21 protein-coding genes are annotated in these 20,125 nt (G+C 45.0%); 5 read left to right on the top strand and 16 right to left on the bottom strand.

Features of this window, described 5'->3' with window-relative positions; all coding sequences use genetic code 11:
- The first annotated feature begins 116 nt into the window (after positions 1 to 116).
- The gene (locus ACZ42L_RS04575) at positions 117 to 2,000 is read left to right on the top strand and encodes a TonB-dependent receptor (protein WP_464716758.1); all 1,884 of its coding nucleotides are present in this window, start codon (positions 117 to 119) and stop codon (positions 1,998 to 2,000) included.
- 32 nt (positions 2,001 to 2,032) lie between these two features.
- Complete coding sequence (locus ACZ42L_RS04570) at positions 2,033 to 3,013, top strand: DUF362 domain-containing protein (RefSeq protein WP_464703952.1); 981 nt, start codon at positions 2,033 to 2,035, stop codon at positions 3,011 to 3,013.
- Positions 3,014 to 3,204: 191 nt separating this feature from the next.
- Here ACZ42L_RS04570 and ACZ42L_RS04565 read toward each other — a convergent pair whose 3' ends face one another.
- Together ACZ42L_RS04565 and ACZ42L_RS04560 are read right to left on the bottom strand one after the other, a co-directional pair.
- Complete coding sequence (locus ACZ42L_RS04565; RefSeq protein ID WP_464716757.1) at positions 3,205 to 3,843, bottom strand: DUF4230 domain-containing protein; 639 nt, start codon at positions 3,841 to 3,843, stop codon at positions 3,205 to 3,207.
- 6 nt (positions 3,844 to 3,849) lie between these two features.
- Complete coding sequence (locus tag ACZ42L_RS04560) at positions 3,850 to 4,527, bottom strand: DUF4230 domain-containing protein (RefSeq protein WP_464716756.1); 678 nt, start codon at positions 4,525 to 4,527, stop codon at positions 3,850 to 3,852.
- A gap of 366 nt (positions 4,528 to 4,893) precedes the next feature.
- Here ACZ42L_RS04560 and ACZ42L_RS04555 point away from each other — a divergent pair, with 366 nt between their 5' ends.
- Positions 4,894 to 5,367 carry a DUF4738 domain-containing protein gene (locus ACZ42L_RS04555; RefSeq protein WP_464716755.1) on the top strand — a complete coding sequence of 158 codons (474 nt, stop codon included), beginning with the start codon at positions 4,894 to 4,896 and terminating at the stop codon, positions 5,365 to 5,367.
- 14 nt (positions 5,368 to 5,381) lie between these two features.
- Here ACZ42L_RS04555 and ACZ42L_RS04550 read toward each other — a convergent pair whose 3' ends face one another.
- The 4 genes from ACZ42L_RS04550 to ACZ42L_RS04535 are packed head-to-tail and all read right to left on the bottom strand — an operon-like array spanning position 5,382 to position 7,475.
- Entirely contained in the window at positions 5,382 to 5,762 is a 381-nt protein-coding gene (locus ACZ42L_RS04550; protein WP_464701021.1) for a DUF6557 family protein, read from the bottom strand.
- Positions 5,763 to 5,785: 23 nt separating this feature from the next.
- A complete protein-coding gene (locus tag ACZ42L_RS04545; protein WP_464716754.1) occupies positions 5,786 to 6,283 on the bottom strand; it encodes a 3'-5' exonuclease in 498 nt (165 codons plus the stop codon).
- 12 nt (positions 6,284 to 6,295) lie between these two features.
- Positions 6,296 to 6,772: a 6,7-dimethyl-8-ribityllumazine synthase gene (gene ribH / locus ACZ42L_RS04540; protein ID WP_464716753.1), complete on the bottom strand. Its 477-nt coding sequence runs from the start codon at positions 6,770 to 6,772 to the stop codon at positions 6,296 to 6,298.
- 1 nt (position 6,773) lies between these two features.
- Positions 6,774 to 7,475, bottom strand: a complete 702-nt coding sequence (locus tag ACZ42L_RS04535) for a tetratricopeptide repeat protein (RefSeq protein ID WP_464716752.1) — start codon at positions 7,473 to 7,475, stop codon at positions 6,774 to 6,776.
- A gap of 164 nt (positions 7,476 to 7,639) precedes the next feature.
- Between ACZ42L_RS04535 and recF the strand changes: the two genes are divergently transcribed.
- Positions 7,640 to 8,743, top strand: coding sequence for a DNA replication/repair protein RecF (gene recF / locus ACZ42L_RS04530; protein WP_464716975.1), 1,104 nt, complete (start codon positions 7,640 to 7,642; stop codon positions 8,741 to 8,743).
- 6 nt (positions 8,744 to 8,749) lie between these two features.
- On the top strand, positions 8,750 to 9,040 hold the full coding sequence (locus ACZ42L_RS04525) for a DciA family protein (protein ID WP_464701014.1): 291 nt from the start codon (positions 8,750 to 8,752) through the stop codon (positions 9,038 to 9,040).
- A 9-nt stretch (positions 9,041 to 9,049) separates the two neighbouring features.
- Here ACZ42L_RS04525 and ACZ42L_RS04520 read toward each other — a convergent pair whose 3' ends face one another.
- The 10 genes from ACZ42L_RS04520 to ACZ42L_RS04475 all read right to left on the bottom strand — a co-directional run bounded on the left by ACZ42L_RS04520 (position 9,050) and on the right by ACZ42L_RS04475 (position 20,123).
- The gene (locus tag ACZ42L_RS04520) at positions 9,050 to 9,592 is read right to left on the bottom strand and encodes a 5-formyltetrahydrofolate cyclo-ligase (RefSeq protein WP_464701012.1); all 543 of its coding nucleotides are present in this window, start codon (positions 9,590 to 9,592) and stop codon (positions 9,050 to 9,052) included.
- A gap of 46 nt (positions 9,593 to 9,638) precedes the next feature.
- Entirely contained in the window at positions 9,639 to 11,288 is a 1,650-nt protein-coding gene (locus tag ACZ42L_RS04515; protein ID WP_464716751.1) for a S41 family peptidase, read from the bottom strand.
- On the bottom strand, positions 11,275 to 11,712 hold the full coding sequence (locus ACZ42L_RS04510; RefSeq protein ID WP_464701008.1) for a deoxycytidylate deaminase: 438 nt from the start codon (positions 11,710 to 11,712) through the stop codon (positions 11,275 to 11,277). Before ACZ42L_RS04510 ends, ACZ42L_RS04515 begins: the two co-directional genes overlap by 14 nt.
- Before the next feature lie 2 nt (positions 11,713 to 11,714).
- Positions 11,715 to 13,796, bottom strand: a complete 2,082-nt coding sequence (locus ACZ42L_RS04505; RefSeq protein WP_464701006.1) for a M3 family metallopeptidase — start codon at positions 13,794 to 13,796, stop codon at positions 11,715 to 11,717.
- 321 nt (positions 13,797 to 14,117) lie between these two features.
- Positions 14,118 to 16,265, bottom strand: coding sequence for a M3 family metallopeptidase (locus ACZ42L_RS04500; protein ID WP_464716750.1), 2,148 nt, complete (start codon positions 16,263 to 16,265; stop codon positions 14,118 to 14,120).
- A 37-nt stretch (positions 16,266 to 16,302) separates the two neighbouring features.
- The gene (locus ACZ42L_RS04495; protein WP_464716749.1) at positions 16,303 to 16,902 is read right to left on the bottom strand and encodes a Crp/Fnr family transcriptional regulator; all 600 of its coding nucleotides are present in this window, start codon (positions 16,900 to 16,902) and stop codon (positions 16,303 to 16,305) included.
- Between the two features lie 101 nt (positions 16,903 to 17,003).
- Positions 17,004 to 18,029, bottom strand: a complete 1,026-nt coding sequence (locus ACZ42L_RS04490) for an FAD:protein FMN transferase (protein WP_464716748.1) — start codon at positions 18,027 to 18,029, stop codon at positions 17,004 to 17,006.
- Between the two features lie 21 nt (positions 18,030 to 18,050).
- Positions 18,051 to 18,743 (bottom strand): DUF6048 family protein, encoded by a 693-nt coding sequence (locus tag ACZ42L_RS04485; protein WP_464716747.1) that lies wholly within the window; start codon positions 18,741 to 18,743, stop codon positions 18,051 to 18,053.
- Positions 18,694 to 19,173 (bottom strand): DUF6452 family protein, encoded by a 480-nt coding sequence (locus ACZ42L_RS04480; RefSeq protein WP_464700997.1) that lies wholly within the window; start codon positions 19,171 to 19,173, stop codon positions 18,694 to 18,696. Before ACZ42L_RS04480 ends, ACZ42L_RS04485 begins: the two co-directional genes overlap by 50 nt.
- The gene (locus ACZ42L_RS04475; RefSeq protein ID WP_464700996.1) at positions 19,161 to 20,123 is read right to left on the bottom strand and encodes a glycosyltransferase family 2 protein; all 963 of its coding nucleotides are present in this window, start codon (positions 20,121 to 20,123) and stop codon (positions 19,161 to 19,163) included. The genes ACZ42L_RS04480 and ACZ42L_RS04475 overlap by 13 nt, the downstream gene beginning before the upstream one ends.
- Between the last annotated feature and the right edge of the window lie 2 nt (positions 20,124 to 20,125).

The following is a 20,125-nucleotide window of genomic DNA, read 5'->3' as shown; positions in this document are numbered from 1 at the left end:
CCCGTCGCGGCATATTTCCTTTTTTATTTTCCAATATTCTGTCTAGCAGTAAAATTGGTTATTTAATCTGTCATACGGGTAATGGGTGCTTTGCGAAATTTATATACTTTTGTAACATGAATATTTTATATCGTTATTCTATAGCTTTTTTTGTGTTTGCAGTAGGAGTGTGTTGCCCCTATGTGACGAGAGCGTCAGACGTGCTTACCGATAGCATTGATGAGGTTGTAGTTACTGGTACTAGGTTGAAGACTGCTATCCGGCAGTTGCCACTTACGCTGTCTGTTATTGATCGTGCCACTATAATCAATAGTCAGCATATAAATCTATTGCCAATCGTCAATGAGCAAGTACCTGGATTGTTTGTTACGAGCAGAGGCCTACTTGGATATGGTGTTTCAACGGGAGCAGCAGGCGGTCTGAAGATGCGCGGTGTCGGCGGTTCGCCCACAACGGAGATGATGGTTCTTGTTGATGGACACCCGCAATATACGGGATTGATGGGACATACGGTTGCCGATGCTTATCAGAGCCTGCTGGCCGAGAGGGTAGAAGTGGTGCGAGGACCGGCATCTGTGCTCTATGGCAGCAATGCTATGGGTGGCGTCATGAATATTATTACCCGGCAGGCAAATCGCAATGGTTACCGGCAGCATCTCATGTTGCAGGGTGGTTCGTATGGAACTATAGCTGGAGATTATGTTAGTGAACTCAGGTTAGGGAGTTTGACGAATGTTGTAGGCGTGGCGGCAGCAGCTTCCGATGGGCATCGTCGCCACATGCACTTCGAACAATATACATTTTTTGATAAGTTTGCTTACCAGTTGAATAAGCATTGGAGTGTTTTGGCAGACGTCAATCTGACGCATTATATTTCGCAGAATCCAGGAACAGTGTTTGTGCCTATGCTTGATAATATCATGAACATACGGCGTGGTGTGGCTTCGGCCAGTATCCAGAATGAGTATCGAAATATGTCAGGCTCTGCCACCTATTATACGAATTGGGGGCATCATAAAATCAATGATGGATATGCAGGGGACAGCAAGCCACGGGATTATTTATTCCATCTGCGCGACCACATGTATGGGGTTCATCTCTATGAAACGTTCAAGCTGTTTACTGGTAATCATACTACTTTCGGATTCGACTATCAGCATACGGATGGGACGGCGTGGAATGCTGCTATGGCGGATGGTGCGCGCAGCTATTTGGCTGATGACAGGCAGACGGACGAGTTGGCAGGATATATACTCTTCCGACAGTCGCTCTTGAGTTTTTTGACCTTGGATGCCGGTCTTCGCTACAATCATCATTCCGTTTCGGGTAGTTCTTGGATACCCCAGATAGGTTTGAGCTATCGTCCTACAAGTGCATCTACCTTGAAGGCAATGGTGAGTAAAGGATTCCGTAATCCCACGTTGCGCGAACTCTATATGTTCAGGTCGGCTAATCCGGCTCTGAATCCTGAGCGATTGATGAATTATGAACTATCGTGGGCTCAGACCGTTGATTCTCATTTTAATTATAGTCTCAATGTTTTCTATCTGAATGCGGATAATCTTATTCAGACGAATATGGTGAATGGGCGTATGCAGAATGAGAATATAGGTAAAACCGAAAATTGGGGAATTGAGGCCACTGCTGCTTATCGGCTGTCGGCAGATTGGTGTCTGAATGGCAACTATAGTTTCCTTCATACTTCAAAGGTTGTAACCTCTGCTCCTCGCCACAAACTCTATGTGGGAATAGATTATATACATGGCCGATGGAATGTGTCGACAGGCGCTCAGTGGGTGGGACATCTGGTCACTTCAACGGAAAAAGATGCTAGTGCCGAGAGCTATGTATTGTGGAATGCACGGTTGGCATATCAGGCATTGGCGTGGTTGAGGCTACAGGTTTCCGGTGAGAATCTGCTGGCACAGAGATACGAGACTTATGCCGGATTTACCATGCCTAGGGCAACGGTCATGGGAGGTTTTTCAATAGATATTTAAATATAAGATTAATATAACAAGACAGAACAATGATGAGAAGAGTTTTTGTTTCAATGCTCATGGCTGTGGCGATGACCTCAGCATGTAGCGCACAGCACACGGTTTCGGCACCTGACAAGCAGGTGGACCGCGCTACGGTTTATTTCATGGATTCCATATCACCTGAGAATCTTGTCAAGGTCTATAAGGCATTGGGGCGCGTTGCTACCGGACGTGTGGCTGTGAAGATTTCTACAGGAGAGCAGGGTGGCAACAATTATCTGAAGCCTGAACTGATTAAGGATTTGGTGAAGAGTGTCAATGGTACGCTTGTGGAGTGCAATACGGCTTACGGTGGGTCGCGCCAGGAAATCAGTAAGCACCGTCAGACGATTGCCAACCACGGATTCGACAAGATTGCCAAGGTTGATATTATGGACGAATTCGGCGAGACTTCTATTCCTGTGCCGGCTGGTTCTCACCTGTTGAAGAAAGATATTGTCGGTAAAGGCATGTTGAACTACGACTTCATGATTATGCTGAATCACTTTAAGGGGCACTCAATGGGAGGTTTCGGTGGTGCATTGAAGAACATGTCTATAGGTTGTGCCAGTACCAATGGAAAGGCGTATATCCATACGCGTGGTGTCGATGAGAAGCTGAACAGTGAGACGTGGTCAAAGCATCTGGCAGGTATTGACGAGTTTAAGGATGCTATGGCAGAGGCTGCCGGGGCTATAGCCAATCACTTCGGTGACAAGATATTGTATATCAGTGTGATGAATAATCTCAGTGTAGACTGCGATTGTGCTAGCCATCCGGCAGAACCGAAGATGAAGAATGTAGGCGTAATGGCTAGTCTGGATCCCGTAGCACTTGATCAGGCATGCGTCGATTTGGTGTTCAACAGCAATGATGAAGGCAATCGTGACTTGGTAGAGCGTATCGTTTCCCGGCATGGTACGCGCATTCTGTATTGGGCGCAGCATCTAGGTATCGGCACGCGAGATTATAATCTCGTGCATGTGAAATAAACTTTGGCCGACAGCCGTTATCGTTGGCTGGACTGGGTAAGTGGAATGCCAAAACTGCAAAGGCTCGGCAGCATCACTGTCTGGTCTTTGCAGCAAGATTGTTAGGCCTTTGCAGCATTGCTGCTAAGGCTTTGCAGTAAAATCAGGAAATGAAAGAAGGAAAGAGTCTGGAGTGATATGAGAAATCCATATCACTCCATTTTGTTGTCTTGAAACTTGATACGGACATTCTCAAACCCCATAGATTTGAAGAGACTATAAAATTGCCGGGTGGCATTTTCTTGTGCGTTATCTATGTTCTGTGGCGTAAGGCAACGCTGTTTCATGAGTCTATATGCCTTTCTGTAGAGTGCCTCGCGATCGGCATTGGTCCATTTCCCTTCTTCGTAGAATGATTGTGTCTTGGTCTCATCAATGAAATCATGGTCTAGGAGTTTGATAGGTGGGAGGGTAGCTCGCAACGTATCGCCGTCGGTCTTTATCCAGCCAGGGGTGGCTTCATGCAGGTTGAGTCCCATGCGTAGCGTTCCGTAATAGATGCGTACAAGTTTTGAATCGCCGAAAAAGCCTCGTTTGATGGTATCTACCAGTTCCTCATCGCTGATGGAAAGGAATTCCCATTCGCCAATATTTTCTATAGAGCGAATCTGGGTAGGGCTGATGTCAATACGATTGTCGCTGTGAATGGCTATATGGTTGTCGCGATTGTACCAAATGACGATAGATATGGCGATAGCTATCAGCAGGAAAATGCTGATGATGGTTATCCATACAGCCTTTGACATGTGCTTCAAAGCTGTGAGTAAAGGATGGTTATGAGGCTGTTCCATGGGGCTTTAGTTTCGTTTTTCTACAGTGGAGTTGTCGAGTAGAGTCGGTAAATCGCTGAGAGTGAATTTCTTGCGGAATGTGATGGTTATGTTTTCTTCTGCATACCCCATCTGTCTGATGATTGGAATGAGGGTGCGGGCGGCACTCTCTTGCGCCTGATGGAGGATGCCTAAACGAGGTATATCATTGATGATAGCTTGTCGTCCTTGCTTCTCGTATGATGCAAGTTCGGCATCACTGAAGTCGGAACGGGTTAGTGCTACGTATTGTCTGACCTCTTGATGATTGATTTTTGAACTGGTAAGCACGAGTTTGGGGTCGGGCAATATAATGTTGATTTTATCCCCATTCTTGTGTACATTGGCCTTCGAGAAAGAGTCGAAGTCTATATATGCCTTAATGGTGGCATCTATGGGGATGGCAACCTTGCGGTTGCCTAGTGGGAGGTCGATGCTGAAATCTTTGTTCATGAATGAGCCTGAGAGTTTTTTCTGGTCATTATGAGTGATAATTTTATGTACCTTGCATTCCGTCGTATAGAGTCGCGATGTTCTTTGGATTTGCATTATCATTTGCGGAATGGTGTCGATAGGGGATGCTACTGTTGCCTCACCGGCTTTCCGTTGGGAGCATGAACAGAAGATGGCAACCGACATGAGTATGTAAAAGAGATGCTTCTTCATTTGCAATTTCTATTGGTTGGTAACAGGGATAGTGCGAACAGGCGCAAAGAATGTTTGTTTTCGATGGGCCGATTGTAGACTATTTGATGCAAAGATAAGAAAAAACATTGACGTGTGAAATTCCAAATAAATGAATTGTCATTTGGCGGTATATTTCGTTGTGGCTATGGTAAAATCAGCTTTTAACAGGAGAGGTAGTTGATTTTATCATTGTTTTTTTGTAACTTTGCTTTCTCAATGAATCATTTAACAATGCAACGATTTCTATCTTTCATCATTTCTTGCACACTTATTGGCGGATTAACCGGGTGTGGAAAATCTAAAAAGAGTCAGGATATTATTACTCATAAGCCTAAAGCACAGGTAGTGAATAAGAAGCCTCAGAAGATAGGAGACTATCAGCAGACACGCGATGTAGAGTGGCTTGGCGCTAGATATAAGGTTCTGGTAGTGAGACAGGCTAATCAGTCTTTGCAACAAGTCGATGATGGGAATGGAAATCGTTATTATGACAATCAGATAACGGTAAAAATTATCCGTAAGGATGGTTCAGAGTTCTTTAACAGAACATTCACGAAGGCAGACTTTGAATCTTATGTGGACGATATATACAAGAAAAACAGTGCGCTGTTGGGTATTGTGTTAGATGAGGCACAAGGCGATAAGTTACGCTTTGCGGCCAGTGTCGGTTCGCCGGATAGGATGAGCGATGAGTATGTGCCTTTGGTATTGGTGATTTCAAGGACTGGAGGTGTTTCCATTTCAAAGGATAGCCAATTGGATACAGGAAATGGAACACAGAAAACAGAAGATGAATTAGCAGAGGAAGAGGGGATTTAATCCCCTCTTTTTTGTTATTTCAAGAGTTTCTTGTGGGCTGCTTCAAATTCTTTGGGATATTTGCTGATGAAGCACATGTTGACCAAGCAGTTGGCCAATATCTCAGCATTGCTCAAGTCGATACCACCACCTTTGGAGACATCTTTGCCCAGACACACTTCCCATGTTGTCATGAAAGCACTGTCTTCTGCTCCCATATATTGTTCTCCTTTCGTGTCTGAATCCATGATTTTATATCGGATGGTAGCCTTGTTGGGTACGGGCTTCATCTGCAAGATTATGTTGTATGCAGTTTCTAATGGTTCTCTGTACTTGCTGGTTCCTGGGAACATGTCGTTGATGACGGGCATGATTTCGTCGAATTCGTATGCCTGAAAGAGTTGATGTAGTTTCATTTCGTTTAATAGGAATGGTTGGATTATAATATCTTTATGGCTATATGGGCGCATGCCTCGGCATCAGCTAGAGCATGATGATGATTTTCTAGCGTGTATCCACACTTGGCTGCAACCGTATGTAGTTGATAGTTGGCAATCTCTGTTTTGCGGAATCGTCTGCGTGCACCGGCGAGTGTACAGAAGAAAGGGTAGTGGGGGTATGCCAGTTCGTATGCCTGGAACACTGCCTTCAAGCAATTTTCATCGAAAGATTTATTGTGGGCTACGAGTGGAAGATATTTGATTCTTGGTGCAATCTCTGCCCATACATCCGGAAAGCTGGGAGCATTATCGGTGTCTACACGTGTGAGTCCATGCACAGCTGTATTGTACGGATTGTAGTAATTAGGTATAGGACGAATGAGGTGATAGTATGAATCGGTTATAACCCCATTCTCTACTATCACCACACCTACACTGCAAATGCTTGTCCTGTAACCATTTGCAGTTTCAAAATCTATAGCTGCAAAGTCTTTCAACTATATTCTTCTTTAGAATTTAGCCATTTTGATGGCAACAATTGCGCATTCGTCGCCTTTGTTTCCGAGTCGACCACCGCAGCGATCTTGAGCTTGCTGAAGATCATTGGTAGTCAAGAGACCATAGACAACGGGAATCTCGCTAGTGGCATTGAGCCTTGCAATACCTGCGGTTACACCTTGACAGATATAATCGAAATGTGGTGTTTCACCACGAATCACGCATCCTAAGATGATGACAGCATCATATCCACCGTTGAGGACCATCTGGTGTGCGCCGTAAACAAGTTCGAAACTTCCAGGTACAGTCTTCACATGAATGTTCTCTGTCAGTGCTCCATGCTTTTCAAAAGTCTTCACCGCGCCGTCCAGCAAAGCTCCTGTTACCTCTGGATTCCATTCTGAAACAACAATGCCAAAGCACATGTTGCTAGCATCGGGAACCTTGCTGAGGTCGTAATCTGAAAGATTATGTAATGCTGTAGCCATCTTATATCGAAGCGCGTTCTATGTATTTGTCGATTTCCTGACTCTGAACGAGTGCAGAATTTACATACTTGCTCTTGATGTCTTGGTATATTTTCAAAGCTTCTTCTTTCTTGCCTTGGCTTTCCAGAAGCTCACCAGCTTGTAACAGGAAGGTCGGTGAAAGACTGACATTAACTCCGTCGTTGCCCTCGCTATCGGCCATGCTGGCAGCTTTCTTCAGGTTGCTGATAGCCTTGTCCAACTGATTTACGTGTGCATAGGCATTACCCAATGCAGCTACCGCAGCCGGACTTATCATAGAATCGTCGGCAGGTGAGTACTGATCCAGATACTTTACTGCATCGTTCCACTTCTCTAAATTGGCATAGCAAAGACCAGCGTAGAGGTTAGCCAAGTTGGCAGCGTCCGTTCCACTGAAATCATCTGCAATCTTAACAAAGCCTGCATAGCCTGCACCGTCTCCATTGAGAGCTTTGTCGAACATCTCGTTGTTGAAGTACTCTTGTCCCTTTCCTAGTTCCGTACTTGCTTTTTCTTCGCGTGGACCAGCTACGTAGGCCTTGTAAAGGAAGAATGCTACAATGATAACAATAAGGGCAATGACTGCACCGATAATGGCTTTCTTGTACTTATCAAAGAAAGCTTCTGACTTGTTGAGAGTTTCATTAGCTTCGAAAACTCCCTGTTCGTTCTGTTTTGACATTACTTTTATATGTTTTTTATTATTTCGGCTAAAAAGCTAAGGTATACAGCTGATGCCTGTATACCATAATCGTCGCAAAAGTACTGAATATATCTCATATATTGAAATTTATTTACCCCTTTTTTTCGTTTATGAATATCAAAAGCCCTAACTTTGCATCTACGATGTTATTGGAAAAGTTATCCATTATTAATTTTAAGAATATTGAGTCGGCTGATTTACAGTTGTCTCCGAAGTTGAATTGCTTAATAGGGAGCAACGGTGAGGGGAAGACCAATTTACTGGATGCCATTTACTATCTTTCCTTTTGTAGAAGTGCTTTCAATCCAATAGATTCTCAAGTCATGAAGCATGACACAGACTTCATGGTTTTGAATGGTCGGTATCTTAACGATGCCGCAGAGGTAGAGGAAGTATATTGTGGAATGAAGCGTGGACAGCGTAAACGGTTCAAGCGTAATAAGAAAGATTACAAGCGATTAGTAGAGCATATAGGCCTTGTTCCATTGGTCTTTGTGTCTCCGGCCGACAGTATTCTGATTGATGGGGGGAGTGACGAGCGTCGCAGATTGATGGATATTGTGATTTCACAGTATGACCATAACTACATGGAAGCCCTGATGGCCTATAATAAAGCGTTGCAACAGCGTAATGCTTTGCTCAAGATGGAGGCTGAACCGGATATGCAATTAATGGAAATCTGGGAGCAGCAGATGGCTGATAATGGTGAACTTGTGTTTCAAAAACGGGATGCTTTTATCCGTGAATTGATACCGTTGTTCCAGCAAATCTATCAATCTATTTCGGAAAATAAGGAAACTGTATCTTTAAACTATGTGTCGCATTGTCGTCGTGGACGTTTGTTGGACGTGATACAGCGTGACCGTTTCAAGGACAGGGCTGTGGGGTACTCTCTTCATGGTATTCATCGGGATGATATAGAGATGCTCCTTGAGGGCTATCATATCAAGCGAGAGGGGAGTCAAGGACAGAATAAGACTTTTGTACTGGCATTGAAATTGGCACAGTTTGATTTTCTCAAGCGGACTTCTTCCAATACTATTCCCTTGTTGTTGCTTGATGATATCTTCGATAAATTGGATGCTCGGCGAGTAGAGCAGATTGTAAAACTGGTATCAGGAGATAGTTATGGGCAGATATTTATGACTGATACCAATCGTGATCATCTTGATCAGATATTGCAGAGCAGCCATTGTGATTATAAATTATTCTCAGTTGAGAATGGTGAAATAACAGAAAAAGCATAGTCAGCAATGTTTAAAAGACAGGTCTTGACACTGGACGAAGTCCTTAATAAGGTTTTGCGTGTAGAGGGATTGGAGATTCCTCTCAAGCAAAAACGATTGGTTGATTCATGGCCGATAGTTGTCGGACCATCCATAGCTCGGTATACGCAGTCTGTATTTATCAAGAATCAAACACTGATGGTCAAGGTTTCCAATCCTGCATTGCGTCAGGATCTCAGTATGATGAAAGGGAAGCTGGTCGGTCGGCTGAATGAACAGGTGGGAGGATTTATCATCTCTGATATTAGGTTTTACTGATTGTCAGCACTATAACACCTCATCCATTCGAACATCGTATGTTGATGTTGGCACACAATCTACCTTTTGAAAGTCGAAACATACACCTATCTTATATAAGTGGGGCATCTGTACGAGCAGTCTGTCATAATATCCTTTGCCACGTCCCAACCTGTTTCCACGATTGTCGAAACTCATACCGGGAATGATACCGACCTCAATTTTGGTATACTCGGTGAATAGTTTGCCCATTGGTTCTAGTATGTGAAAGGCATTATCGGCTTTCAAGTCTTGTGTACCGGTGTAGCTTCGGAGGATTAAGTCAGACTCACCGATGATGACGGGTAGAAGTATCTGTTTCCCTTTTGCTACCAGTAGTTCTGCCAAATGGTGTGTGTTAACTTCGTCGGGGAGAGAGTAGTAGAGTAGGATATTCTGGGCTTGCTGGATTCTGGGATGCGCGAGTATACGCTCTGTCACGTTCTTAGACATGGCAGTCAGCATCTCCGGAGTATATTGCTTCTTTCGTTCTCGGATAAGTTTCCGCAGGTTTTTTTTATCTAATACTTCCATCTTATATAGCAAAATAGGAGTGTGGAAAGCCACACTCCTATTATTCTTATTTCTTTTTCTTTTGCGTTGTAGGCTTTTCTGCAACCTTTGGGAAAGCAGCATTGGCTTTGAATACTCCCAGTGCGTGGTCGATTACGGGGTCTGAAATATTGAGATATTCATTCCATGCCTCTTCGTCCAGCATGTTATAGATGATTCGACTGTTGATGTATTTGTCGAGTAAAGAGTAACTGCGTTTGATGAGAAGGTTGCGACGTTGCAGTCCTTTGCTTTCTGCGTAGGTGGCAAACTTATCTACCAAATTCTGTTTCTTCAGATAATCGCTCAACTCCGACATCTCCTTAAAGTTGTTCAACTTCGGTCTGTTGTCGTCTGTATAGGTGAAAGCATATTGCAGGATAAGTCCACTCATGGCAGCTTGCTTGTAATAAGAAGTCATGCCGAGTGTATCTTCCGGTACGAATATGTCTGGTGTGATACCGCCACCACCGTATACGGTACGTCCGATACTCGTGTGATATGCAGGGCCAGTGTGCTTGATACTGTCTTGAGAGAAATATTCCCCATGCTGATAACGGGTAATTAAGTCCTGTTCATACTCCGTATATTTACCGCCTGTGTAGGGCTTTTGAATACATCTTCCAGAAGGAGTGTAGTAGCGTGCGATGGTCAGTCGAATCATGCTGCCATCGGGGAAACCTATTTGTTTCTGTACCAAGCCCTTTCCGAACGAGCGACGCCCGATGATAGTAGCGCGGTCATTGTCCTGCATAGCGCCAGCAAAAATCTCTGCCGACGATGCTGAACCTTCGTTGATGAGTACTATCAGAGGAATCTTTTGATAGCTTCCGTGTCCATCCGAGCGATAGTCTTGACGCGGACTCTTACGTCCTTCGGTATAGACGATGAGCTTATTCTTTGGCAAAAACTCGTTGGCCATCTGTACAGCCGAGTTCAGATAACCTCCTGTATTGTCGCGAAGATCTATTACTAAGTTTGAGAATCCCTCTTGTGAGAGCTTCGCCAATGAGATAAGCAGTTCCGGATAGGTGGTTTCTCCGAAGTTCTTGATGCGTATATAGCCTGTATTGTCGTCAAGCATATAGGTGGCAGCAATGCTTTTCACTGGAATGTCGGCACGCGTTACGGTGAATTGTTTTGCACCCTTGACGCCGTAACGCAGCACGCCAATCTTGACTTTTGTATCTTTCGGCCCTTTCAGGCGGTGCATGGCTTCGGTCTGAGTCACCATTTTACCAGCGAAAGGTTTGCCGTCGATACTTACAATTTTGTCTCCTGCCAGAATGCCGGCTCTTTCTGCCGGTCCGTTCTTAATGACGTTTTGGACGTGTATCGTATCTTCCCTGATAGTGAATTCAATACCTACTCCAGAGAAAGAACCTTTCAAATCGTCGTTGGCAGCTTGTACGTCTGCTGCGCTGATATAGACAGAGTGAGGGTCCAGTTCTGACAATATCTGCGGAAGGGCATGGTCTACCAGCGAGTCCATATTGACCTTATCCACGTATTGGTCGTCAATAATGTGCAACAGGTTATTGAGCCTGTTACTACCCGAATTGATGATATTCAACCTGTTTCCAGAGAAATGGTTGGCATAAAATGTACCGATAATAATACCTAAGACAACACTGAGTGCCATCAATAGCGGCATATAACGATTCCTATTCTGATTCATTGTCGTCAGGATTTAAATATATAACTTCTATATTTGCCCTCTTTAATAAGTTGATACCGTCTTCCAAGCGATATTTTTCACCGTAGACAACACGCTTGATACCGGCCTGGATAATCAGTTTGGCACACTCTATACAGGGTGAAGCCGTTACATAGAGCGTACTCCCGTCGCTGTTGTTAGACGAGCGTGCCAGTTTGGTTATGGCGTTGGCTTCTGCATGTAGCACGTATGGCTTGGTCAGACTGTTCTCATCCTCGCATACGTTTTCAAACCCACTGGGCGTCCCGTTGTAGCCATCACTGATAATCATCTTGTCCTTAACCACCAATGCGCCCACCTTCCTACGCTCGCAATACGAGTTCTCGGCCCATATTCTGGCCATGCGTAGGTATCTTAAATCCAGATTTTGCTGTTTCTTATCCATGCTTATGCTTGCTTGATGCCGTTGCGAACCAATAAGGCTTCGATGCTAGGTTCTTGTCCGCGGAAACGCTTATAGAGCGTCATGGGATGCTCTGTACCTCCCTTTGACAATATGTTGTCTCTGAAACTCTGTGCCGTATCCTGGTCGAAGATGCCGTTTTTCTTGAACAGACTGAACGCATCGGCGTCTAACACCTCTGCCCATTTGTAGCTATAGTAGCCTGCGGCATATCCTCCAGCCATGATATGAGAGAACTGTACCGTCATACATGTGTCGGGTTGCTGCTTGGTAATGATGGCATCTTTCCATGCTTCCTTTTCAAATGGCATAATATCTGCATCGAAAACATCTTTCTGTGTATAGTATGCCATGTCCAAAAGCCCGAAACTTACTTGACGCAGACAGTTATAGGCTGCGAGGAAGTTGCGGCTACGGACAATGCGGTCTATCAGTTCGTCGGGCAAAGGTTCGCCAGTCTGATAGTGGAAAGCAAAGGTACGTAGGAATTCTTTCTCTACCGAATAGTTTTCCATGAACTGCGAGGGCAGTTCAACAAAATCCCACCACACGTTAGTGCCACTCAGACTCTCGAAGCGTGTATTGGCAAACATGCCATGCAAGGAGTGTCCGAACTCGTGCAGGAAAGTCTCTACCTCGCCAAGTGTCAGCAGTGCAGGTTTCTCGTCGGTGGGCTTGGTCAGATTCATGACCACACTCACGTGGGGACGTACATTGACTCCCTTATGGTCAATCCACTGGCCTTGGAATTCAGTCATCCATGCTCCACCCTGTTTTCCCTTGCGTGGGTGGAAGTCGGCATAGAATACGGCCAGGTAGCTGCCATCTTTGTCATAGACCTCGTATGCCTTCACGTCGGGATGATATACCTGGATGTCTTTGGCCTCCTTGAAAGTGATACCATAGAGTCGGTTGGCCAATCCAAACACGCCGTCAATAACCTTCGACAATTCAAAGTATGGCCGAAGCATCTCTGCATCGAGGTTATACTTTTCCATTTGCAACTTGTGGCTGTAGTAGCCAAAGTCCCACGGCTCTATCTGGAAGTCGTCGCCCTCACTTTGTTTGGCCAGTTGTTCTATCTCTTTCACCTCTTCTATGGCGGTGGGCTTGTATGCCTTGATGAGGTCGTCCAAGAGCTTATAGACGTTGTCTACGTTGCTGGCCATACGATGTTTTAGCACGTAATCAGCATAAGTATCGTGTCCCAGCAGTTGGGCTGTCTCACGACGCAGGTTGACGAGACGCTTGCAGATCTCCAGATTGTTCTCGCTGTTCTCGTGTGTACATTCCGTGTTGCGGGCCATGTACATCTGCTTGCGGAGTTCCCTGCGTGCAGAGTAGGTCATGAACGGGCTGTAGCTAGGATAGTCGAGTGTAAATATCCAGCCGTTTTCTTTTTTCTCTTTCGCGGTTTGTGCTGCTGCTTCAATGGCAGTATCGGGCAATCCTTCGAGGTCTTTTTCGTCGGTCAGGTGCAGCGTGAAGGCTTTGTTCTCTTTCAGCAAGTTCTGTGAGAATTGCAAAGACAGTACGCCGGCCTCTTCTGTCAGCTTGCGCAATGTCTCTTTCTGCTCATCGTTGAGCAATGCACCGCTTCTTACAAAACTATCGTAACTTGTTTCGAGCAGCATCTGCTCTTCAGGTGTAAGCTCGCGATGATGGTTGTAGACATGTTGTATGCGTTCGAAGAGTGGCTTGTTTAGCCTTACGTCGTTGGAGTGCTGTGTCAATATGGGGCTGAGCTTTTGAGCCAATTCGTCCAGTTCGTCGGTGGTTTCTGCGCTCAACATACATGAAAACACGTTTGATACGCGTCCCAGCAGGTCGTAATAATGCTCACCGTTTTCGTTGTCCACACGTATGATGGTGTTTTCGAAAGTGGGTGTATCTTTGTCGTCGATAATCTTTTGGATAGCTTCGTTATCGCGACGGATACCCTCCATGAATGCCTCTTCAAAGTCAGAAGTCTGAATGGAATTGAAGGGGATGGTATCGTGGGGAGTATTATATGGCAGAAAAAATGGATTAATACGGTTTTCTTTCTCTATTTGATTCTCATTCATACTAATTTCGTAATAGCTATTTGCAGGTGTAAAGTTACAGTAAATCAAGGTAATTACAAAATTTACCATCGCTTTTTTACCTAATTTATAGAACGGGTTCCGATATATATGTTTTACTGCTGCGGCTTGGCAATTTTTCTGCCAAGGCTCAGCAGCATTGCTGTCTAGGCCCAACAGTGATGCTGCGAAGCCTTTGCAGTAATCTAACTGTAAAGGCCTGCTGGGATAAGTGTTTCATGATAAGCTGATATCCATCTCTTTGTAAGGGTATAAAAAGAAAATCGAGTAGTCTGTTGGCAAACTACTCGATTTCTCTTGTTTTTATAATCCTTTTGCTTTGAGCAATCCTGCGGCATCGGGCGACTTCAGTCCTGTGAAGTCGGAGAAGATGCCCATTAAGTCAAGGGTGTTTCCTCGGCTTAATACCTTGGTGCGGAAGGCATCGCCGACAGCGCGTGTCAGTGCGCCGTGGGTAGCAAAGTAGTCAGCAACATTGACAGCCAGCACTTCGCTCCACAGGTAGCTGTAGTAGCCTGCTGCATATCCGCCACCCCATACATGGTTAAAGTATGATGTGTGATAGCGGGGAGGTATCTGGTTATCTAGGAGTCCGATTGCTTTCAAGGCGGTAGCCTCAAACTCGTTAGCCTTCTCTGCTGTAGGCACTTGAGATGGCTCTAGGCAGTGCCATGCCATATCGGCGCAGGTGGCGGCAAGGTTCTCGCCAAGCGCGTAGGCAGACTGGAAGGTAAGGGAGTTCATCATCTTGGTTTTCAGAGCTTCGGGCATTGGTTCGTTGGTCTGATAATGACGGGCATAGTTGTTGAATACTTCGGGGATGCTGGCAAATGATTCGTTGAACTGCGATGGCATCTCTACGAAGTCGCGTGCGACCGCCGTCCCACTCAGAGTGTTGTATTGGCAGTTGGAAAGCATGCCGTGGAGGGCGTGTCCGAACTCATGGAATAGTGTTGTTACATCGTCCCATGTGATAAGTGTAGGTTGGCCTTCGGGTGCTTTGGCATAGTTGCAAACATTATAGATGAGTGGAAGTTGGCCACGTAGCTTGCTCTGCTTGGCAAACGAACTCATCCATGCTCCACCTCGTTTGGTGGGGCGGCGGAAATAATCGCAGTAGAAGAGGGCCACCTGCTTGCCATTGTCGTCCAACACATCGAACACTTTCATATCTTGATGGTAGGTGGGTAGGTCTTTGCGCTCTTTGAAGTTGAGACCGTAGACGCGGTGTGCAGCGTAGAACACACCCTTGATGAGGACTGAGTCCAGGTTGAAATAGGGTTTTACGTCGTCATCGGAAAAATTGAATTTCTCTTGTTTCATCTTCGCAGAATAATAGAAGCGGTCGTAAGGCTGGAGCTTGAAATCAGCGCCTTCGGTCTGTTGGGCATATTCTTCGATGCTCTTGGTTTCTGCTTCTGCTTTGGGCTGATATGCTTTGATCAGTTGCTTCAAGAAGTTGTAGGCATTCGTAGGATTCTTTGCCATCGTCTTATCAAGCGAGTAAGAAGCATAGTCCTTGAAGCCCATGAGCTGAGCTTTCTCGGCACGCAGTCGGGCTATCTCCGATATGACGGGAAATGAATTGAAGCTACCTGTACCGTCGACGCGGTGAACAGATGCCTCAAAAATGCGTCGGCGCAAGCTGCGATTAGCAAGACTGGCCAATATCGGTTGTTGGGTAGTGTTGGTGATGACAATGCAATAGGGCGCTTTACCACCGCGACTTTCGGCATCTTTCTTGCATTGGGCGATGTCTGCCTCGCTTAATCCGGCGAGTTCCTGGACGTCATTTACCCATACGGCGGCGGCATTGGCAGCTTTGGGAAGCATGTTGCCGAACTCTTGTTGCAGTTTGGCCATACGGTTGTTGATGGCTTCCATGCGTTTCATCTTCTCCGGAGACAATAATGCACCGGAGCGAACGAACCCTTTATAGACTTCTTCCAACAATTTACGGTCTTCTCCTTTCAGTGAGTTGAGTTGATGGTCGTAGACATATTTAATGCGTTTGAAGAGTCTCTGGTTAAAGCTTATTTCGTTTTCAAAGTCGGTCAATAGCGGTATGATGATGTTTTCGGCTTGCTCCAATTCAGCAGTCTTGTCGGCTTCGGCAACGGCATTGAATATGCTGTTGACACGATCTAAGAGTACTCCGCTCTTCTCGTATGCCAGAATGGTATTTTCAAAGGTAGGAGTTTTCTTGTTATTGACAATATTGGCAATCTCCTGACGTTGCTGTTTGATACCTGCTTGAATGGCAGGCACGTAGTCGGCAGCTTTGATTTTGCTGAAGTCAGGTGCACCGAATGGGAGTGTACTGGGTTTCATAAGTGGGTTTGTTACGTGTGTCTGTACTTTCTTCTTCGTTATGCCATGAGCCATTTGCAGGGTTGGGATGGCGCAAGTAAGCATGGCAACGAGAAACACTTTCTTAGTCTTTGTGTTCATAAGTTGTATGTATTGTAAATTAAATGTTTCTGGAATTTTATGTAATAGGTTTGCCTAACCGCTCTAAAGCAGGGATGATGATATAGCCACGCTTGAGAGTCAGCTGGCCCAGATTCTGCATCTCATTGAGTGCTCGCGATATATCTAGCCGGCTGTCGTTGAGTTCTTCGGCAAGTTGTTGCATCTTGATTTTTACAATTTTTGGTCCTGCTGGATGCAGGCATCGGTCGGTGATAAATCGGGCAATGCGTTCTTTCAGATTCTCTGGCACGTGTCTTAGGGGAGCATGCTGCAATCGTTGACTTCTGGTCGATATGATATTGAGCAGGCTCATACGGAAGATAGTGTATTCGGTCGACAATTTCATGATTTCATTTTTGTCGAGAGTCATTACGTAACATTTCGTGTCGGCAGTGAATGTCTTGCTGAAGCGTTGTGCAAGTCCGAAGAGATGTTCGGGTTGGAGAATGTCTGGAGCCGTTGCATATTCCGTAATTTGATAGCTGTAATCATCGGCTTGGGTCGTGATATGTAGGCTTCCTGTTAACAGAAAGTAGAGGTGTGTGCAGGGAGAATCGGCAACTACGATAGGTTGTCTAGGCTCATATTGGTGGAATCCGAACTTTATCTCTCCCACAATAGTTTCAAGTTCTGAGCGACTTAAACCTTGGAATAGTGGGAGAGTAACGAGTTTGTGGTATAGATGGATGTCATTTTCCTGCATCTTGATGATACTTCCTATTCTACAATCTTGTTTTTAAGCGAAGGCGAATACCATACAGCTAGACGGCCGTGGGTATCGGAATAGATGAAATAAGCCATGAGATCTGGATGTTGTTCCAGCACTTTCTTAGCCCCGTCAATTCCCAATACCATGAATGCTGTAGCGTAAGCATCGGCTTTGGCGCATGTATTGGCAAGAACGGTAGATGACAGTAGGCTATGTTGTACGGGGTAACCGGTATGCGGATCAATGGTGTGGGCATACTTCTTACCTCCCTTATAATAGAAGTTACGATAATTTCCACTGGTAGCCATGGCTTTATCGGTGACATTCAGGACCGTTTGGAGTTCCTGATTGGTCTGCAATGAATCGTCGGTGGGTTTGGTCACGCCGATTTTCCACGGCATTCGTTTCTCGCTGATGCCGCATGTCACCACCTCGCCCCCAATTTCTATCATAAAGTTTTTAATATTTCTACTTTTGAAAAACCTTGCCACACAATCACTTCCGTAACCCTTTGCGATGGCACTACAGTCGAGCATGATGCGGGAATCGGCTTTGCTGACGGTGTTATCTTTGAGTGACACCTTATTATATCCTACAATCTTCAGAAGCGAATCTATTGTTTGCTTATCAGGATTTTTGCCATGCTTGAAGCCAAATCCCCATAGATTGACAAGTGGAGCGATAGTAATATCAAAAGCACCATCAGTCTGTTGGGAAATCTCTTTGGCCAGATTGAAAACTTCGTTGAACATTCTGTCGGTCTTGACAGGATGATTGTTATTGATTTGAGAGATGATAGAAGACTTGTTGAAAGTAGACAAAGAGTTGTCTACTTTGTTCAATTCTGCGATTATCTCCTTATTCAAATCGGTTTCACTTTGGTAGGTAATGTTATAGACCGTACCGAAGATATAGCCCGTATTGTGCTGATAAGGCATCGAGCGTTGCTGCTTGATAATATAGATTGTACCAATAATCAATGCAATCAGAAATGGCAATTGCCATGCTAGTTGTCTCTTTCGTTTAGTCTCCATATTTTTTGTGTCGTTGAGAAATTAGAATTCCAGTGCTACATTGAATGTCCCACCGAGTCGGGCATTCCCATATCGCCCATATCCCGGTACATACCATGGTGCACCTATATCTCCTTCGCTGTGTAGCAGACGCCGACGGTAGCGGAAACTCCACCCCAATCGGAGTGGTCCCCATATCTTTGCATCTATCGCAAAGATGGCTTCGAACCAATGGAAAGAGCCTTTGATGTCTGTTGCAGCGATAGAGGTGTTACCCTTCCAAATTGGATCTGCAAGTCCAGAACCTGCTACATCGTATTTAAAACTGGTGAAAGCATAGCGAAAACCACCATACAAACGGTAGATGTCGTGCTTGTCTTTCATGAGATTGAAATCTATACCAGCCTTGAAGTAGGGCGCATTAGTCTTGTAAGTCAGTTTGGTAGAGGCGTTCTCGGCATTGGCTTTTCCATATCCCAGTTCCACTGTCGGAAAGTATTTGTCTTTCAGATTCACCTTAACAGCTGCTTCATACTGTCCATAATCACTGACGGCAAGTTGTATTGGACCGACTAAATCTGCTGATACCTGTACTCCACGAAATGTCGGTATCGTGTCTTGAACCGGAACAATCTTCTTTTTTTTCTGTTGTGCGAAAGCAGGAATGCACCCCAAGAACAAAAGACTACTGATAGCGATCTTTGAAAGTGATATGGAAATGGCTTGGTGTTGCATCGTAAGTTACGTTAGCATTATTAATAGAAAGACTGTCAATCATGTGGGTAGTAAAGCGTACCGACTTGATAACATGAAAGACTACCGCATTGCAGTCTACCGATTCAAAATGTGGTAGATTGGATTTCTCGACGACAATGGTATCTCTTCCGAGCTTTCCGTTCTTATTTGCATATAAGAAATAGAAGGTATCTGAGTTGTTGGCGTAGCTCATCGGCAACTGAAAGCTATCAACTCCAATAGCTTTGTTGAGTACAATAGAGTCGATACCATTCCCTAAATCTGCCGATACAGTCAGTGTATCTTGAAGCTTCTTGATGTCCCCTTGGAGCTTATAAGTACTATAAACTCGGCTGTTCATGGGGCATTCTATGCTCGAACATGCTACCAGCAGTAGCCCTGACAAGATGAGTAGAATTAGTCTTCGCATCTTAATTTCTTCTCTATTTGATAGTCGTTGCGGTATGGATTGCTTCTGCTGATGAGGTCGCCAAGAAATCCTGCAAGGAACAGCTGTGTGCCGATGAGCATGGTAGTCAGTGCAATATAAAACCAAGGCGAACTTGTGATGAGGCGCTGGGGGATTCCGTTAGAAAGCGCATAGAGTTTATCGGCTCCGATTAGGACAACTGCAATAAAACCTATGAAAAACATAATAGATCCCAAGAGACCGAATACGTGCATTGGTTTCTTGCCAAAGTTGCTGAGAAACCACAGGGTTATCAAGTCCAGATAGCCATTGAAGAAACGGTTGATACCGAACTTTGTCGAACCGTATTTGCGTGCCTGATGCTGCACAACTTTCTCGGCTATCTTGTCGAATCCGGCATTCTTGGCCAGATAAGGGATGTAGCGGTGCATCTCGCCATATACTTCAATGTTTTTGATAACCTCTTTTCGGTAGGCTTTTAAACCACAATTGAAGTCGTGGAGATTGTGTACGCCGCTGATTTTTCGTGCAGTTGCATTGAACAGTTTGGTCGGAATGGTTTTCGACAAGGGGTCGTAGCGCTTCTGCTTGTATCCAGAAACGAGGTCGTAACCGTCTGCTGTAATCATTCGGTACAATTCGGGAATTTCGTCGGGAGAGTCCTGAAGGTCGGCATCCATGGTAATGACGACCTCTCCTTGTGCCTCCTGGAAACCGCAATAGAGTGCCGGACTCTTACCATAATTACGACGGAACTTGATACCTTTCACATTCTCGTCTTTCGAGCTAAGCTCTTCGATGACGTTCCACGACTTATCCGTAGACCCGTCATTGACGAAGATTATTTCGTAAGTAAAGTTGTTAGCTTTCATCACGCGCTGAATCCACGCATGCAATTCAGGTAAAGACTCATCCTCGTTATAGAGAGGAACAACTACTGATATATCCATGT

This window comes from Prevotella mikamonis, from assembly GCF_055381405.1.
Note: the sequence above shows the minus strand (reverse complement) of the source record. Positions and strands in the feature narration are given on the sequence as shown.

Coding starts and splice junctions, on each gene's coding strand:
- ACZ42L_RS04575 (WP_464716758.1), top strand. CDS start 117: ATGAATATTTTATATCGTTATTCTATAGCTTTTTTTGTGTTTGCAGTA.
- ACZ42L_RS04570 (WP_464703952.1), top strand. CDS start 2,033: ATGAGAAGAGTTTTTGTTTCAATGCTCATGGCTGTGGCGATGACCTCA.
- ACZ42L_RS04565 (WP_464716757.1), bottom strand. CDS start 3,843: ATGGAACAGCCTCATAACCATCCTTTACTCACAGCTTTGAAGCACATG.
- ACZ42L_RS04560 (WP_464716756.1), bottom strand. CDS start 4,527: ATGAAGAAGCATCTCTTTTACATACTCATGTCGGTTGCCATCTTCTGT.
- ACZ42L_RS04550 (WP_464701021.1), bottom strand. CDS start 5,762: ATGAAACTACATCAACTCTTTCAGGCATACGAATTCGACGAAATCATG.
- ribH (WP_464716753.1), bottom strand. CDS start 6,772: ATGGCTACAGCATTACATAATCTTTCAGATTACGACCTCAGCAAGGTT.
- ACZ42L_RS04535 (WP_464716752.1), bottom strand. CDS start 7,475: ATGTCAAAACAGAACGAACAGGGAGTTTTCGAAGCTAATGAAACTCTC.
- recF (WP_464716975.1), top strand. CDS start 7,640: ATGTTATTGGAAAAGTTATCCATTATTAATTTTAAGAATATTGAGTCG.
- ACZ42L_RS04525 (WP_464701014.1), top strand. CDS start 8,750: ATGTTTAAAAGACAGGTCTTGACACTGGACGAAGTCCTTAATAAGGTT.
- ACZ42L_RS04520 (WP_464701012.1), bottom strand. CDS start 9,592: ATGGAAGTATTAGATAAAAAAAACCTGCGGAAACTTATCCGAGAACGA.
- ACZ42L_RS04515 (WP_464716751.1), bottom strand. CDS start 11,288: ATGAATCAGAATAGGAATCGTTATATGCCGCTATTGATGGCACTCAGT.
- ACZ42L_RS04510 (WP_464701008.1), bottom strand. CDS start 11,712: ATGGATAAGAAACAGCAAAATCTGGATTTAAGATACCTACGCATGGCC.
- ACZ42L_RS04505 (WP_464701006.1), bottom strand. CDS start 13,796: ATGAATGAGAATCAAATAGAGAAAGAAAACCGTATTAATCCATTTTTT.
- ACZ42L_RS04500 (WP_464716750.1), bottom strand. CDS start 16,265: ATGAACACAAAGACTAAGAAAGTGTTTCTCGTTGCCATGCTTACTTGC.
- ACZ42L_RS04490 (WP_464716748.1), bottom strand. CDS start 18,029: ATGGAGACTAAACGAAAGAGACAACTAGCATGGCAATTGCCATTTCTG.
- ACZ42L_RS04485 (WP_464716747.1), bottom strand. CDS start 18,743: ATGCAACACCAAGCCATTTCCATATCACTTTCAAAGATCGCTATCAGT.
- ACZ42L_RS04480 (WP_464700997.1), bottom strand. CDS start 19,173: ATGCGAAGACTAATTCTACTCATCTTGTCAGGGCTACTGCTGGTAGCA.
- ACZ42L_RS04475 (WP_464700996.1), bottom strand. CDS start 20,123: ATGGATATATCAGTAGTTGTTCCTCTCTATAACGAGGATGAGTCTTTA.